This window comes from Serratia sp. 1D1416, from assembly GCF_003641105.1.
Taxonomy (GTDB): domain Bacteria; phylum Pseudomonadota; class Gammaproteobacteria; order Enterobacterales; family Enterobacteriaceae; genus Serratia; species Serratia ficaria.
The window spans coordinates 5,359,973-5,374,398 of record NZ_CP032738.1; the positions used below are offsets into that span (position 1 = coordinate 5,359,973).

Here is a 14,426-nt window from a genome sequence, read left to right on the forward strand (position 1 = left end):
ATGGCTAGCACTCCACTGCTTTCGATTCAGGATCTCAGCGTCGCCTTCCGACAGGGAGAGGCGCTGGTTCCGGTGGTCAACGGCCTGTCGCTGCAGATAGAGCAGGCCGAAACGCTGGCGTTGGTCGGCGAATCCGGCTCCGGCAAAAGCGTTACCGCGCTGTCGGTGCTGCGCCTGCTGCCGTCGCCGCCGGTGGTCTATCCCGGCGGCGATATCCGCTTCAACGGCGCCTCGCTGCTGCATGCGCCCGAGTCTGAGCTGCGCAAAGTGCGCGGCAACCAGATAGCGATGATATTTCAAGAACCCATGGTGTCGCTCAATCCGCTGCACAACATCGAAAAACAGCTGGCGGAAGTGCTGATGCTGCACCGCGGCATGCGGCGCGACGCGGCGCGCAGCGAGATTATTCAGTGTCTGGATCGGGTCGGCATCCGCAGTGCCAAAACCCGGCTGAAAGATTATCCGCACCAGCTCTCCGGCGGCGAACGCCAGCGGGTGATGATCGCCATGGCGGTGCTGACCCGGCCCAAGCTGCTGATCGCCGACGAACCCACCACCGCCCTCGACGTGACCATTCAGGCGCAGATCCTGAAGCTGTTGCAGGAGCTGAAGCAGGAAATGGGCATGGGATTGCTGTTCATCACCCATAACCTGAATATCGTGCGCCGCCTGGCGGATAACGTGGCGGTCATGCGCGAGGGGCGCTGCGTGGAACAGAACCGGCGCGCCTTGCTGTTCAGCCGGCCGCAGCACCCCTATACCCAACGCCTGCTGGCCGCCGAAGACGTCGGCGAACCGCTGCCGCTGCCTGAACCGCCCCCCGGCGGCGCCTGCCCGCTGCTCAAGGTGGAAGGCCTGCAGGTCCGGTTCCCCATTCGCCGCGGCCTGCTGCGCCGTACGGTAGACTACCACTACGCGTTGAACGGCCTGAGCTTCGAACTGCGCGCCGGGGAAAGCGTCGGGCTGGTAGGGGAGTCCGGCTCCGGAAAAAGCACCACCGGGCTGGCGCTGCTGCGCCTGCTGGCCTTTCAGGGCGCGATGTGGTTCGACGGCGAGCCCCTGCACGCGCTCAATATGAAGCAGATGCTGCCCTACCGCAGCCGCATGCAGATAGTCTTCCAGGATCCTTATTCCGCGCTGAATCCGCGGCTGACCGTGCAGCAGATCATCGCCGAAGGGCTGGAGGTGCACCAGAAACTGAGCGCCGAACAGCGGGAGCAACGGGTGATCGCGGCGCTGCAGGAGGTTGGGCTGGATGCGCAATTGCGCCATCGCTATCCCACCGAGTTCTCCGGCGGCCAGCGTCAGCGCATCGCCATCGCCCGCGCGCTGATCCTGCAGCCGCAGCTGCTGATCCTCGATGAGCCGACGTCTTCGCTGGACAAATCGGTGCAGGCGCAGGTTTTGACCTTGCTGAAGTCGCTGCAACGGCGCCACCGGCTGGCCTATCTGTTTATCAGCCATGATTTGCAGGTGGTGCGCTCACTGTGCCATCAGGTCATCGTGCTGCGGCAGGGGGAAGTGGTTGAACAGGGGGATTGCCGGACGATTTTCACCTCGCCCGCTGCCGACTATACCCGACAGCTGCTGCAGCTGGCGGATTAGCGGCGGGATCAGAAAGGGTACTGTGCGCTAAGCTGCTCGGCAATCGCCGCGCCGACGTTTTTAAGCCGGCACATGGTGGCGCTTTCGTCGCTGCGTTGCACAAACAGGCAGGGTTCCCCTTCCCATTCGACGACGGCGCAGTCGACCTGGATCTCCTGCAGCGACAGGTTGAGCTGCTGCATGACCTGCCAGGCCTCGGCCCCTTCATGGCTGAGCAGCTTCAGGCCAATCAGGTTGTTATCTTCGTCTATTCCGCTCAGCGGAATCGGTTCAACCTTGACGCCGGTGAAACCAGATAGCCAACGATAACTTTGCGGCAAGCGATGCACTACCGAAAGTTGGATACTCTCCACATGAAATCCCTAGTTTGAAAAGGTGAAACACTTTTTACCTGACAGGGTTACTAAGTTATAGCCGCTGACCACCGACTCTGCCGCGAACAAATGTTATTTGAATGTAAAATTTGTCACAGTTCGTTAACCTAGCCCTGCGCGTGCTGATGTCATGCTGTTTTTCATGCGCCGTGCGGTGTCGTTTCACGGCATTTTGCGACTCAGCTCGCATTTTTGCGTTATATGTAACCCTTTCCCGCAGCGATCTCAACTCTTTTTTCTTGCAATACGGCTACTTTCTAGCCGCCATAATTTTACATTGCAGAAACATTTAACTTTATGCGCCACCGCGTGCGATACGCCTAATGCGTTGATTTAGCTTGTGACTAACGCAAACCGCCGCCAAACGGCGGGGCCGGAGAATACCCGCGCAGACGGTGATAATCACGCAGGGGAACGCCGCACTTTTTTAACAAAAAGCACACAGTCGCGCTGAAGGACACTTGATTAGCCTGCAAATATTTAGCAACAAACTTTTCATTGCCAACCGGCAGGCCCGCCGGTAGGGCCAGGACCCAAGCCGGCGCTTAGCCCCGGCTTGGGAGGAAAGTCAGGCGGCGCGGTTGCGCGGCCGGCTGGCGTACAGGTAGAACAGCACCGCCACGATGCTGCACAGCGCCATCGAGGAGACCATCGGCCAGGCGCTCTTGCCCGGCGCCAGCGACAGCACCGCCCCCACCAGCGCGCCGATGCTGAAGCGCAGCGTGCCGGCCAGGGAAGACGCCGTACCCGCCATATGCGGGAAATCATCCAGGATCACCGCCATGGCGTTGGAGGAAATCATCGCGATACAGCCCAGATAGACCGCCACGCCGATCACCAGCGCCCAGAAGCCCAGGCCAAGGGCGCTGACCGCCAGCAGCCACAGCCCCATCGCCAGCTGCACCAGCAGCCCCAGGCGGAACATCCTGACCGCCCCCACCCGCCGCACGTTGCGGCTGTTGACCAGCGTGGTCAGGAACAGGAACACGATGTTCAGCGCGAAGTAATAGCCGAAGTGCTGGGGTGAAACGTGATTCAACTCGATATAGACAAAGGGCCCGGCGCTGAGGAACGAAAACATGCCGGCAAACGAGAAGGCGCTGGCCAGCATATAGCTCAGCACCCGCTTGTGACGGAACAGCGAAGCGAAGTTGCCCAGCGTGGTGCGCAAATGGAACTTCTGCCGCCGCTCTGGCGGCAGCGTTTCCTTGATAAACAGCGCCACCAACAACGAGCCGATCAGCGCCGCGGCGCCCATGGTCCAGAAGATGGCGTGCCAGCTGAACCACAGCAGCAGCGCGCCGCCGATCATCGGCGCCAGCAGCGGCGCAATGGTCATCACCAGAATGACGAACGACATCATGCGCGAGAACTCGTCCTTGGTGAACATATCGCGCATCAGGGCGTTGATCACCACGCTGGCGGCGGCGGCGGCCAGGCCATGCAGGAAACGCAGGCCGATCAGTTGATCGATAGACTGCGCCATGGCGCAGGCGCAGCCGGCGATGGCGAAGATCAGCGTTCCCCACAGGATCACCGGTTTGCGGCCGATGCTGTCCGACATCGGGCCATAGAACAGCTGCCCGAAGGCAAAACCCAGCATGTAGGCGCTGAGCGTCATCTGCACGCTGCCTGATTCGACGCCAAACTGTGCGGCGATCACCGGCATGCTGGGCAGATACATGTCGATGGCCAACGGCATCAGCATGGAAAGCAGGCCCAGAATAAAAATCAAACCGAGGTGAGATGTCCGGTTCTGTTGCACGTTCAACGACTCCTTAGTCAGCCGCGATAGTCAGTTCAATCCTGCAGGTGCGGCGCACCCACGCTGGCGATTTCTTCTTCGGTGAGCGGGCGGTATTCGCCCGGCGCCAGATCCTCATCCATCACGATGGCGCCGATGCGCTCGCGATGCAGCTCGACCACCCGGTTGCCGACCGCGGCGAACATGCGCTTCACCTGATGGTAACGCCCTTCGCTGATGGTCAAACGCACCAGGCAATCTTCAATCTGCTCCAGCTGCGCGGGACGGGTCAGGTCCTTTTCGTTGTGCAGCTGCACGCCTTCGGCGAAACGCTGCGCGGTATCTTCCGCCAACGGGTGCTCCAGCGTTACCAGGTAGGTTTTCTCGCAGTGGTGTTTCGGCGAGGTCACGCGATGCGACCACTGGCCGTCATCGGTCATCAGCACCAGGCCGGTGGTGTCGATATCCAGCCGACCTGCGGCATGCAGCTTGTAGGCAACCGGTTCATCGAGGAAGTACAGCACCGTCGGGTGATCGGGATCGTCGGTGGAACAGACGTAGCCCTGCGGTTTGTTGAGCATGAAATAACGCGGGCCGTTCTGCTGCAGCAGCGGATTGCCGTCGAACGTCACCTCCTGCTCCGGGGTCAGCTTGAGCGCCCCGCTCTTCACCACTTCACCGTCCACGGTGACGCGTTTGGCCCGAAGTTCGCGCGCTACCAGCGCACGGCTAATACCTAACTGCTGAGATAAAAACTTGTCCAGTCGCATTGGATCTGCTTTGCCTGTCGTTGTTATGATCGCATTGATCGTATTGCCAAAATATGACGCCCCGCCGTTGCACCGGGTGCAAATGGCAGGTTCGAAGGGGAAATCGCGTGGGGAAACAGCGATTGCTGTCACACAAGTATAGCGGCGGAAACCGTCCCCTGACAGGGGTATTTCCGCGCTTCTCGCACCGCGAGCGCTCAGAGGGCATAATAATAGAAATTTTTTGGCCGTCTGGGGAGTAAAATGTCACTGTTTCTGTGGGATCAGATGTTACAAAAGCTGTTCCCGGCGGCCCTTCTCAACTCACGGCGTTAATTTATGGCATTTACCCTGCGCCCCTACCAACTGGAAGCGGTCGAAGCCACCATCAAACATTTCCGTCAGCACCCCGAACCGGCGCTGATCGTGCTGCCGACCGGTGCCGGCAAAAGCCTGGTGATCGCCGAGCTGGCGAAACGCGCGCGCGGCCGGGTGCTGGTGCTGGCCCACGTCAAGGAGCTGGTGGCGCAGAACCACGCCAAATACTGCGCCTACGGGCTGGAAGCGGATATCTTCGCCGCCGGCCTGCAGCAGAAAGACAGCGCCGGCAAGGTGGTGTTCGGCAGCGTACAGTCGGTGGCGCGCAACCTGGCGCTGTTTGACGGCGCCTTCTCCCTGCTGATTATCGACGAATGCCACCGCATCAGCGACGACGACGACAGCCAGTATCAGCAGATCATCCAGCATCTGCAAAAGTCCAACCCGCAGCTGCGGCTGCTGGGGCTGACCGCCACGCCTTATCGGCTGGGCAAGGGATGGATCTATCAATACCACTACCACGGCTTTACCCGCGGCGACGGCGGCAGCCTGTTCCGCGATTGCATCTATGAATTGCCGCTGCGCTATATGATCAAAAACGGCTACCTGGTGCCGCCGGAACGGCTGGACATGCCGATCGTGCAGTACGACTTCAGCCGGCTGGAGGCCAGAAGCAACGGGCTGTTCAGCGAAGCGGACCTGAACCGCGAACTGAAGCGGCAGGATCGCATCACCCCGCACATCATCAGCCAGATAGTGGAGTATGCCGAAGACCGCAAAGGGGTGATGATCTTCGCCTCCACCGTCGAGCACGCACGCGAGATCCACGGGCTGTTGCCTGACGGCTCGGCGGCGTTGGTCAGCGCCGAGACCCCCGCCGCCGAGCGGGACGCGCTGATCGAGGCCTTTAAACGGCAGCGGCTGCGTTATCTGGTCAACGTGGCGGTGCTGACCACCGGCTTCGATGCGCCGCACGTCGACCTGATCGCCATTTTGCGCCCCACCGAATCCGTCAGCCTGTATCAGCAGATTGTCGGCCGCGGGCTGCGCCTGGCGCCCGGCAAGCAGGACTGCCTGATCCTCGACTACGCCGGCAACCCCCACGACCTGTTCACGCCGGAGGTCGGCGCCAGCAAACCGCACGGCGACAGCCAGCCGGTGCAGGTATTCTGCCCGGGCTGCGGCTTCGCCAACCTGTTCTGGGGCAAATGCACCGAAAACGGCGATATTATCGAGCATTACGGCCGCCGCTGTCAGGGCTGGCTGGAGGACGATGAGGGCCACCGCGAACAGTGCGACTACCGCTTTCGCTTCAAAAGCTGCCCGCACTGCGGCGCCGAGAATGACATTGCCGCGCGCCGCTGCCACCAATGCCAGGCGGTGCTGGTCGATCCCGACGATATGCTCAAGGCGGCGCTGAAGTTGAAAGACGCCCTGGTGCTGCGCTGCGGCGGCATGGCGCTGCAAAGCGGCCGCGACGACAAGGGCGAATGGCTGAAGGCCACCTACTATGACGAGGACGGCACCGGCACCAGCGAGCGTTTCCGCCTGCAAACGCCGGCGCAGCGCAAGGCGTTCGACATGCTGTTCCTGCGCCCGCATCAGCGCGCGCCCGGCGTGCCGTTCAACTGGCACACCGCCGCCGACGTGCTGGCCCAGCAGGCGGCGCTGCGCCACCCGGACTTCGTGGTGGCGCGCAAACGCGGCCAATTCTGGCAGGTGCGGGAAAAAGTGTTCGATTATCAGGGCCGCTTTCGCCGCGCCAACGATCTGTATTAACGGCGGCGGCGGGCAGGTTTTCATTGCCCTGCGGGCCGCTTTCCGCTAAAATGCCGCCCGCTTTGCCCGGGTTCGCCCGGCGTTGAAGCAGGTTATCGAACTCGCTACTGGGTCGCCTGTAGCGAGGTAAATTTTCTTTTAAGAGAAAAAACAATGTTCACTATCAATGTAGAAGTACGTAAAGACCAGGGTAAGGGTGCGAGCCGCCGCCTGCGTGCAGCAAATAAATTCCCAGCTATCGTTTACGGTGGCGAAGAAGCGCCAGTTTCCATCGAACTGGACCATGATTCCGTAAAGAACATGGAAGCTAAACCAGAATTCTACAGCGAAGCAGTAACTCTGGTTATCGACGGTAAAGAAACCAAAGTTAAGGTTCAGGCTGTACAGCGTCACCCGTTCAAGCCGAAGCTGGCCCACATCGACTTCGTTCGCGCGTAATCGCAACGTATTCGAGCTTTTCGGGACGCCGAAGTAGAAAACGCCGCAATTGCGGCGTTTTTTATTGTCTGCGATTCGGCCAGGTTTACTTATTGCCGCCGTTCAAACGGCGTTGCAGCTGGTCGCGCAGGTTCGGCGGCGTGCCTTTGATGGTCAGCGTGTCCGTCGCCGCGTCCCAGAAAATGCGCTCGCCCAGCAGCATGGCGTCAAAATTCATGCTGATGCCGCCGCCGCTGCCGGCGAATTTGGTCAGCTGGCGCAGGGTGCCGCGATCCGCCGGGAAGCTGTCTTCCAGCTGGTAGCCCTGCTCGCTGGAGAACTGCATGAAATCCTTCTCGCCGACCGGCGCGATTTCCTGCGACAGCGCCTGCAGCTCGATCTCTTCACCGGCCTGCAGCTGCTCGTTGCAGTAGCTGTACACCTGCTGGCGCACCGACTGGCGCTCGTTTTTATCCAGCTGCGCATCGGCGCAATAATCGTCGACCGCCTGCAGCAGCCCGCGGTTCTGCGCCTTGGTGTCGAGCCCTTCGGCCGCCGCCAGGAAATCCATAAAGAAATCGGACACCTTGCGCCCCACCCGCCCTTTCAGGAAGGTCAGGTAGCGGGTTGACTCCGGGTTGGTTTCCCACTCGGTCAGATCGATGCGCGCCACGATGTCGGCGTGGTTGATGTCCAGATAATGGGTGGTGTTGATATCCAGCTCTTCGTTGACGCGCATGCTGTTGCGGCTGTTCAGCACCGCAATCAGCAAATACTCCACCGCCAGGTAGCGGTATTGACCAAACAGCACCACGCCGCCTTCGGCGAACGGGTACTTGGCCAGCTCATCGCGCAAACGCCCGGTGGCCGCGCGGCTGAACGCCAGAAAGTCCTTGTCGTCCTTGCGGCAGGTGCGCAGCGCTTCCGCCAGTTCGCTGCCTTCGTTGAACAGGCCATAGGCCTTGCTCTTGGCGCTGTAAACGCGATGCAGTTCCGCCATCATCTCTTCCACCGCCGCGTTGGCCGGAAGCAGGGAATCGCGCAGCACCACGTCCAGCGTTTGCTCGTCGCGTTTAACCAACTGGTGCAGAGCGATCTGGTCGATATCCAGACTCATGGTAAATCCTCCTGTTCTTTAGCCGCGTATTCAAACACCGAAGGCTTCGACCTGCAATACCAAAACCCGAAACAGCGCGGGCAATCCGCAAACTCGTCGATGCGGCGACGTCAAGTACGAAAGGGGGCGATAAAAGAGCGGAAAATCACTGCCCTATACGGTAAGATATGGGACTTTGTCAGGTTACTAAGCGCAATCTTATGCCACAATCATCTCGTTACAGTGACGAACACGTTGAACAACTGCTCTCAGAGCTGGCCAACGTTCTGGAAAAACACCATACTCCCACCGATCTTTCTCTGATGGTGCTGGGCAACATGGTAACTAATCTGATCAACACCAGCGTTGCTCCCGCGCAGCGGAAAACCCTGGCGAGATCGTTTGCTGAAGCCCTGCAGGCTTCTATTCGTGAAGATAAAGCGCATTAATACTTACTTATGGTGACAAACCGTCAGCGTTATCGTGAAAAAGTCTCCCAGATGATTAGCTGGGGGCACTGGTTCGCCTTATTCAATATCCTGCTCGCCCTCGGGTTGGGCAGCCGCTACCTGTTTGTCACCGATTGGCCCTCTTCGCTGCTGGGCCGGATCTACGCCCTGGTCAGCCTGCTGGGCCACTTCAGCTTTATCGTGTTCGCCGGCTACCTGCTGGTGATCTTCCCGCTCACCTTCGTGGTGATGTCGCAGCGGCTGCTGCGCTTTATTTCCGCCGCGTTGGCGACCGCAGGGCTGACGCTGCTGCTGGTCGACAGCGAGGTCTTCTCCCATTTCCACCTTCACCTCAATCCGGTGGTGTGGGAACTGGTGGTCAACCCGGATCAAAGCGAGCTGGCGCGCGACTGGCAGCTGATGTTCATCTGCGTGCCGATCATCTTCCTGGCGGAGATGCTGTTCGGCACCTGGAGCTGGCAGAAGCTGCGCAGCCTCAACCGGCAACGTTTCGGCAAACCGCTGGCGGTGCTGTTCATCTGCACCTTTTTCGCCTCGCACCTGATTTACATCTGGGCCGACGCCAACTTCTATCGCCCGATCACCATGCAGCGCGCCAACCTGCCGCTGTCGTACCCGATGACCGCGCGTAAGTTCCTTGAGAAACACGGCCTGCTCGATCAGCAGGAATATGAACGGCGCCTGGTGCAGCAGGGCAACCCGGAAGCCGTGGCGGTGGAGTACCCGCTCAGCGACCTCAGCTACAGCGATAAAGGCAGCGGTTACAACCTGCTGATGATCGTGGTGGACGGCATGCGCCCTCAGGATATGGCGCAGGACATGCCCGCCCTGACCCGCTTTGCGCAGGAAAATGTGCGCTTCAGCGACCACTACAGTTCGGGAAATCATGCCGACACCGGCCTGTTTGGCCTGTTTTACGGCATTTCGCCGACCTATCTGGACAGCGTTCTCGCCGCGCGCAAGCCTTCGGCGCTGGTGAATGCGCTTGGCGATCAGGGCTATCAGTTCGGCCTGTTCTCGTCCGACGGCTTTAACGCCGGCCTGTATCGCCAGGCTCTGTTGACCGATTTCTCGCTGCCGGCGCCGGTCAAACAAAGCGACGAAATGACCACCCGGCAGTGGCAGCGTTGGCTGACGGATCAGGGCAGCCGGGAACCCTGGTTCTCCTATATCAACTTCAGCGGCGCCGAACCGGCCGCCGATGAAAAAACGCCGGCGCCGGCCGACTTCATCCAGCGCTATCGCAGCGGCGCCAAAGAGGTGGACGCGCAGATAGCCCAGGTGCTGGACACCCTGAAACAACGCGGCCTGCTGGAGAAAACCGTGGTGGTGATCACGGCCGAGCACGGCGTCGAATTCAACGACACCGGCAAAGGCCAATGGGGCGCCGGCAGCAGCTTCAGCCAGCCTCAGCTGCATGTGCCGCTGGTGATCCACTGGCCGGGCACCCCGGCGCAGACCATCAATAAGCTCACCGGCCATAACGATGTGATGCGTACGCTGATGCAGCGCCTGCTGCATGTGAAAACCACGGCGAAGGATTATTCGCAGGGCGAAGACCTGTTCGCCGCCCAGCGCCGCAACAACTGGATCGCCACCGGGGACAGCAACCTGTTGGTCATCACCACGCCAACGCAGACGCTGGTGCTGGACAACAACGGCAACTACCGCGCGTACGATAAAGACGACAAAGAGATAAAAGACGAAAAACCTCAGCTTGCCCTGCTGTTGCAGGTGCTGACCGATGTAAAACGCTTTATCGCCAACTAACTGCTTAAAACAAAAGCAATCGGATGGAGAGGCTCTTGCATTAACATCGGGAACAGGTAGTATGATTTTCCATAGCGTCGGCATGTAGCGCAGCCTGGTAGCGCACCGTCATGGGGTGTCGGGGGTCGGAGGTTCGAATCCTCTCATGCCGACCAAAACACCTTTAAAAACCAACCCTTTGCGGTTGGTTTTTTTGTGCCGCCAGAGAAGTGACCGCCATTCCCACAGCCCCGCGCTTCCCGCCAACAGATTCAGAATTGGCCCAGTAAACTCAGCGTATTCCGCATGCTATATTGAACAAAGTTTACCTAAATACTGGGAGCTGTAATGGGGTACGATTCTGAGGGGCACTCTAAGCCCCCTGTTAAAAAATGGTCACAAGAATTAGAAGGGCTACGAGGCCTGGCCTCTCTTTGGGTCGTTTTAGGCCACATATGCATTTTAACCAATTTTCACTTCCCCATCCTTTCCGATCCAGCTATCGGCGTTGATCTCTTCATTCTGCTCTCCGGTTATCTGATGGCGAAAAACTATGTGGAGCGCAAAGAAAAAGAGCCGTGGACCGACTCAGCCACCTTTAAAAAGTTTTGGTTACGCCGTTTTTTCCGCATTGCCCCGCTTTACTACGTATTACTGATTTTCGCCATTGGTTTTGGCAGCTACTTTGGCGAAGCCAGAGACACTATCAGTAGTTTTTATAGCGCCACTCAAACCAACAGCTCGCGCTATAGCGATCATTCATTTTTAAACGTTTTCACCCATGTCAGCTTTATGTTTGGTTTACTGCCGGAGTTTTCATTCAATACCGTCTTGCCTGACTGGAGCATTGGGCTGGAAATGCAGTTCTATTTCCTCTTCCCATTCATCATGTTAGCTGTAATGAAATGGGGCTTTGCGCGCGCCTGCTTTAGCGTTATCGCACTGTGCGCTATCGCCAAGTATCTGCTGCCTGGCTACTTTTCAGCCTTCCCGATGCCATCGATGATCCTGTTCAAGCTGAATCTGTTTATCGCGGGGATGTTTATTGCGGAAGCCATTCGCGGTAAGAGTATCGCCTACCTGGCGTGCGCTCTGGTCGCAGCCTTCGTCAGCCTCTATCTGATGCAAGGCAATCTGAACAAAATGCGCTTCCTGGCGGAAATCGGCATGATCCTGGGGATGGCGGCTATCCTGTGGCCGCGCACCGAAGGGAGCACATGGGCGAACATACTGCGTTTCCCTCGTTGGATTTTAACTAACAAATTCAGCGTATTTATTGGCGATGTCTCCTACTCCGTTTACTTGCTGCATTTGTTAATTGTGCTGCCGGTCATCGCCTACCTGCTGTCCAATACTCAATTTGCGGAACTGCCTTCAGCCGTCAGATTCGTCGCCGCATCCGCGATTATTGTTCCTGTCACCTACGGGATCGCGACGCTGTTGTATCGCTTTATTGAGAAACCGGGCATCAAACTGGGCAAGACCATTATCGGTCGCCAGCAGGCAAAAGCGATAGCCATGCCGTAACCATGCGGACCCTCCGATGCCAAAACCCCGACAGCGCTGTCGGGTTTTTTCTTTAGGCGCTTGCAGAGAACCGCCAGCCGGCAATGACAAAAAGCAAAAAGCAAAAAGCCCCAGCATCGCTGCTGGGGCTTCTTTTATGGTGCCGGCTACCGGAGTCGAACTGGTGACCTACTGATTACAAGTCAGTTGCTCTACCTACTGAGCTAAGCCGGCTAAATTTGGCGGAAGGACAGAGATTCGAACTCTGGGAGCTGTTACACTCGACGGTTTTCAAGACCGTTGCCTTAAACCACTCGGCCATCCTTCCAATGGGCGCAGATATTAACGGTACCGTTATGAAATGTCTACCGTTTTCATGAAAAAAAATGCTGCCGAAAGCGCATTTGCTTAAACTTCAGGCCGCTAGCGGTGAAAAAATGAAAAACCCCGCGAAAGCGGGGCTTTTTTGCTCAGCGAGATGCCGATTATTTAGGCTGCGAGTCGTACTCCGAACAGGACTGATAGCCCTTGTTCATCACGTGGCCGGTGTCGTTGTAACTGACAAAATAGGTCTGCACCTTGCCGTCGCGCGGCGCTACCGCATAGGTATCGCAGGTGCCCTGCGCATGAACCAGGGTCGCCGTCGTGGACGGAGGGCCGGCGATTGCCCGCACCTGTTGTTTAGTCATCCCTACTTTTACGTCGCTGACCACCGGTTCATTAACATAACTGGTGGCTCGGTCATACGCAGTACAGCCAGCAAGAATGGAAAATGCCGCCGCTGTGCAAACGGCCAAAACCAGCTTCTTCGTCATAGCTTGTCCTCTTGGAGTGCGTTTATTGTCTCCTAAGTCTAGAAGAAGAAAGACTTTTCGACAAATTTCACTTTATCTATCGGTGCGTTTTTTCTGCGGATGACGCGGCGGGCCACACAGCGAAAATTGCGGCTGACGCTCGCCTCCCCCGTCTTCGACACTGCAGCGGCGCTTAACGGCGTTCAGAATCCAAAATCGCTCAGGGCGGGAACGTCGTCCGGGCGACGACCGAGCGGCCAATGGAAGCGGCGATCCTGCTGGCGGATCGGCATGTCGTTGATGCAGGCGTGCCGGTTGATCATCAGCCCGTCCTGATTGAACTCCCAATTCTCGTTCCCGAAGCTGCGATACCAGTTGCCGGAGTCGTCGCGCCATTCGTAAGCGAAACGCACGGCGATGCGCGCGCCGTCAAAGGCCCACAGCTCCTTGATTAAGCGGTATTCCAACTCTTTCGCCCACTTACGCCGCAAGAATGCGCACACCGCCTGGCGACCCTCGACGAATTCCGCCCGGTTGCGCCAATGGGTGTCAGGGGAGTAAACCTGCGCAACCCGCTCGGGATCGCGACTGTTCCAGGCATCTTCCGCCAGGCGGACTTTTTCGATCGCCGATTCGCGGCTAAAGGGCGGCAATGGGGGTTTGATGCTCATGCGGATCTCCTCGGTTGCAATTATGTAGACAACTCTGTCTACACGTTTACGCTAGCGCACGTAGACAGAGTTGTCTACAATCATTGCAGCTAAAATCTCAGGAGAACCGCCATGTCGATTGCCCCCAAGGCGCCCCCCGCCCGCCAGCGCATCCTGCTGACGGCGCACGATCTGTTTTACCGGGAAGGGATCCGCGCCACCGGCATCGATCGGATCATCAAGGAATCAGGCGTCACCAAGGTGACCTTCTATCGCCACTTTCCCAGCAAGAACGAGCTGATTCAGGCTTTCCTGAACTACCGCCACCAGCAGTGGCTGGCGTGGTTCAGCGGCTCTCTGGCGCGGCATGTCGCTCAATCCGGCGGCCTGCTGTCGGCATTGCCGCTCTGTCTGGAGGAGTGGTTCGGCGATCCGCACTATCGCGGCTGCGCGTTCATCAATACGGCGGTGGAGCTGGCGGACATGCTGCCGGAAAGCCTGCGCCTCGCGCAGCAGCACAAACGGCAGATGGCCGACGAAATTGCCCGTCATCTGCCCGAAGGCCCGGAGCAACAGCCACGGGCGGCCATGCTGGCGATGCTGATCGACGGGGCGATCGTGAAGGTTCAGATTGAGCGGCAGCCGCAGGAAGCGCTGCGGCTGTTGAAAGAAATGCTGCAAACCCTGGCCAAAGGCGGGTTCGCTCAGTAGTTGGCCCAGATGCCCGGCGTTACCAGCTCCAGCAGATGGCCGTCGGGATCGCGAAAATAAATGCTTTCTCCGCCATGCTCCCAGCGCATCCGTCCTTCGATCTCGACGCCATTGGCCGCCAGCTGCCGCTCCCAGTGCGGCAGCTGTTCTTTCGTCACCGCCAAACCGATATGCAGCGGCCCGGCGCCGTCATGCGCCGGGATATAGCCTTCAGGGTAATGCGCCCCCTTCAGCGAATCCCCTTCGATAAACAGCAGCAGCACGCTTTGGCCGCCCACGTTGTAGGCGCGGAAGCGTTCGTTAGCCACCATCGTCGGCAGCTTCAACACTCGTTGGTAAAAGTCGTCGGCGCGCTCGATATCGCGCACGTACAGCACGGTTTCAATTACCCGTTCGATTTTAAGTTGCATATGACCTCCCGGTTCGTCTCTACAGCTACAGCCTAGGCCATCGCCACCGCGCCA

Annotated in this window: 14 protein-coding genes and 3 tRNA genes; 8 read left to right on the top strand and 9 right to left on the bottom strand. The window is 58.7% G+C overall.

Features of this window, described 5'->3' with window-relative positions:
• Positions 1–1,605: a microcin C ABC transporter ATP-binding protein YejF gene (gene yejF / locus D7I37_RS26045; protein WP_129544700.1), complete on the top strand. Its 1,605-nt coding sequence runs from the start codon at positions 1–3 to the stop codon at positions 1,603–1,605.
• A gap of 8 nt (positions 1,606–1,613) precedes the next feature.
• Here yejF and D7I37_RS26050 read toward each other — a convergent pair whose 3' ends face one another.
• From D7I37_RS26050 to rsuA, 3 genes are all read right to left on the bottom strand, one after another.
• Positions 1,614–1,958: a YejG family protein gene (locus tag D7I37_RS26050; protein WP_061795855.1), complete on the bottom strand. Its 345-nt coding sequence runs from the start codon at positions 1,956–1,958 to the stop codon at positions 1,614–1,616.
• Between the two features lie 589 nt (positions 1,959–2,547).
• The gene (locus D7I37_RS26055) at positions 2,548–3,744 is read right to left on the bottom strand and encodes a Bcr/CflA family multidrug efflux MFS transporter (protein ID WP_061795980.1); all 1,197 of its coding nucleotides are present in this window, start codon (positions 3,742–3,744) and stop codon (positions 2,548–2,550) included.
• A 35-nt stretch (positions 3,745–3,779) separates the two neighbouring features.
• The gene (gene rsuA, locus D7I37_RS26060) at positions 3,780–4,493 is read right to left on the bottom strand and encodes a 16S rRNA pseudouridine(516) synthase RsuA (protein ID WP_061795854.1); all 714 of its coding nucleotides are present in this window, start codon (positions 4,491–4,493) and stop codon (positions 3,780–3,782) included.
• Positions 4,494–4,811: 318 nt separating this feature from the next.
• On the opposite strand from rsuA, the gene D7I37_RS26065 reads away from it, so the two are divergent.
• A complete protein-coding gene (locus D7I37_RS26065) occupies positions 4,812–6,569 on the top strand; it encodes a DEAD/DEAH box helicase (protein WP_061795853.1) in 1,758 nt (585 codons plus the stop codon).
• Between the two features lie 153 nt (positions 6,570–6,722).
• Positions 6,723–7,007, top strand: a complete 285-nt coding sequence (gene rplY, locus D7I37_RS26070) for a 50S ribosomal protein L25 (protein ID WP_061795852.1) — start codon at positions 6,723–6,725, stop codon at positions 7,005–7,007.
• Between the two features lie 85 nt (positions 7,008–7,092).
• Here rplY and yejK read toward each other — a convergent pair whose 3' ends face one another.
• On the bottom strand, positions 7,093–8,103 hold the full coding sequence (gene yejK / locus D7I37_RS26075) for a nucleoid-associated protein YejK (RefSeq protein WP_061795851.1): 1,011 nt from the start codon (positions 8,101–8,103) through the stop codon (positions 7,093–7,095).
• Between the two features lie 200 nt (positions 8,104–8,303).
• Here yejK and D7I37_RS26080 point away from each other — a divergent pair, with 200 nt between their 5' ends.
• The 4 genes from D7I37_RS26080 (at position 8,304) to D7I37_RS26095 (ending at position 11,828) form a co-directional block, all read left to right on the top strand.
• The gene (locus D7I37_RS26080; RefSeq protein WP_129544701.1) at positions 8,304–8,531 is read left to right on the top strand and encodes a YejL family protein; all 228 of its coding nucleotides are present in this window, start codon (positions 8,304–8,306) and stop codon (positions 8,529–8,531) included.
• A 9-nt stretch (positions 8,532–8,540) separates the two neighbouring features.
• Positions 8,541–10,322: an LPS biosynthesis-modulating metalloenzyme YejM gene (gene yejM, locus D7I37_RS26085; RefSeq protein ID WP_061795850.1), complete on the top strand. Its 1,782-nt coding sequence runs from the start codon at positions 8,541–8,543 to the stop codon at positions 10,320–10,322.
• A gap of 78 nt (positions 10,323–10,400) precedes the next feature.
• Positions 10,401–10,477, top strand: a tRNA-Pro gene (locus tag D7I37_RS26090).
• 172 nt (positions 10,478–10,649) lie between these two features.
• Entirely contained in the window at positions 10,650–11,828 is a 1,179-nt protein-coding gene (locus D7I37_RS26095; protein ID WP_061795839.1) for an acyltransferase, read from the top strand.
• 137 nt (positions 11,829–11,965) lie between these two features.
• On the opposite strand, the gene D7I37_RS26100 is transcribed toward D7I37_RS26095, so the two are convergent.
• The 4 genes from D7I37_RS26100 to D7I37_RS26115 form a co-directional block, all read right to left on the bottom strand.
• Positions 11,966–12,041: transfer RNA gene (locus D7I37_RS26100), tRNA-Thr, on the bottom strand.
• Between the two features lie 6 nt (positions 12,042–12,047).
• A tRNA-Ser gene (locus D7I37_RS26105) sits at positions 12,048–12,135 on the bottom strand.
• A gap of 157 nt (positions 12,136–12,292) precedes the next feature.
• Complete coding sequence (osmE, locus tag D7I37_RS26110; RefSeq protein ID WP_061795838.1) at positions 12,293–12,622, bottom strand: osmotically-inducible lipoprotein OsmE; 330 nt, start codon at positions 12,620–12,622, stop codon at positions 12,293–12,295.
• Between the two features lie 182 nt (positions 12,623–12,804).
• On the bottom strand, positions 12,805–13,272 hold the full coding sequence (locus tag D7I37_RS26115; RefSeq protein ID WP_061795837.1) for a nuclear transport factor 2 family protein: 468 nt from the start codon (positions 13,270–13,272) through the stop codon (positions 12,805–12,807).
• Positions 13,273–13,383: 111 nt separating this feature from the next.
• Between D7I37_RS26115 and D7I37_RS26120 the strand changes: the two genes are divergently transcribed.
• Complete coding sequence (locus D7I37_RS26120; RefSeq protein ID WP_095098504.1) at positions 13,384–13,962, top strand: TetR/AcrR family transcriptional regulator; 579 nt, start codon at positions 13,384–13,386, stop codon at positions 13,960–13,962.
• Here the strand turns inward: D7I37_RS26120 and D7I37_RS26125 are convergent.
• Entirely contained in the window at positions 13,956–14,372 is a 417-nt protein-coding gene (locus tag D7I37_RS26125; protein ID WP_095098507.1) for a VOC family protein, read from the bottom strand. The genes D7I37_RS26120 and D7I37_RS26125 overlap by 7 nt on opposite strands.
• Positions 14,373–14,426 lie beyond the last annotated feature (54 nt).

Excerpts from the sequence above, each read along its gene's own strand:
- yejF (WP_129544700.1), top strand. The coding sequence starts at position 1 with ATGGCTAGCACTCCACTGCTTTCGATTCAGGATCTCAGCGTCGCCTTC.
- rsuA (WP_061795854.1), bottom strand. The coding sequence starts at position 4,493 with ATGCGACTGGACAAGTTTTTATCTCAGCAGTTAGGTATTAGCCGTGCG.
- D7I37_RS26065 (WP_061795853.1), top strand. The coding sequence starts at position 4,812 with ATGGCATTTACCCTGCGCCCCTACCAACTGGAAGCGGTCGAAGCCACC.
- rplY (WP_061795852.1), top strand. The coding sequence starts at position 6,723 with ATGTTCACTATCAATGTAGAAGTACGTAAAGACCAGGGTAAGGGTGCG.
- yejK (WP_061795851.1), bottom strand. The coding sequence starts at position 8,103 with ATGAGTCTGGATATCGACCAGATCGCTCTGCACCAGTTGGTTAAACGC.
- D7I37_RS26080 (WP_129544701.1), top strand. The coding sequence starts at position 8,304 with ATGCCACAATCATCTCGTTACAGTGACGAACACGTTGAACAACTGCTC.
- yejM (WP_061795850.1), top strand. The coding sequence starts at position 8,541 with ATGGTGACAAACCGTCAGCGTTATCGTGAAAAAGTCTCCCAGATGATT.
- D7I37_RS26095 (WP_061795839.1), top strand. The coding sequence starts at position 10,650 with ATGGGGTACGATTCTGAGGGGCACTCTAAGCCCCCTGTTAAAAAATGG.
- osmE (WP_061795838.1), bottom strand. The coding sequence starts at position 12,622 with ATGACGAAGAAGCTGGTTTTGGCCGTTTGCACAGCGGCGGCATTTTCC.
- D7I37_RS26115 (WP_061795837.1), bottom strand. The coding sequence starts at position 13,272 with ATGAGCATCAAACCCCCATTGCCGCCCTTTAGCCGCGAATCGGCGATC.
- D7I37_RS26120 (WP_095098504.1), top strand. The coding sequence starts at position 13,384 with ATGTCGATTGCCCCCAAGGCGCCCCCCGCCCGCCAGCGCATCCTGCTG.
- D7I37_RS26125 (WP_095098507.1), bottom strand. The coding sequence starts at position 14,372 with ATGCAACTTAAAATCGAACGGGTAATTGAAACCGTGCTGTACGTGCGC.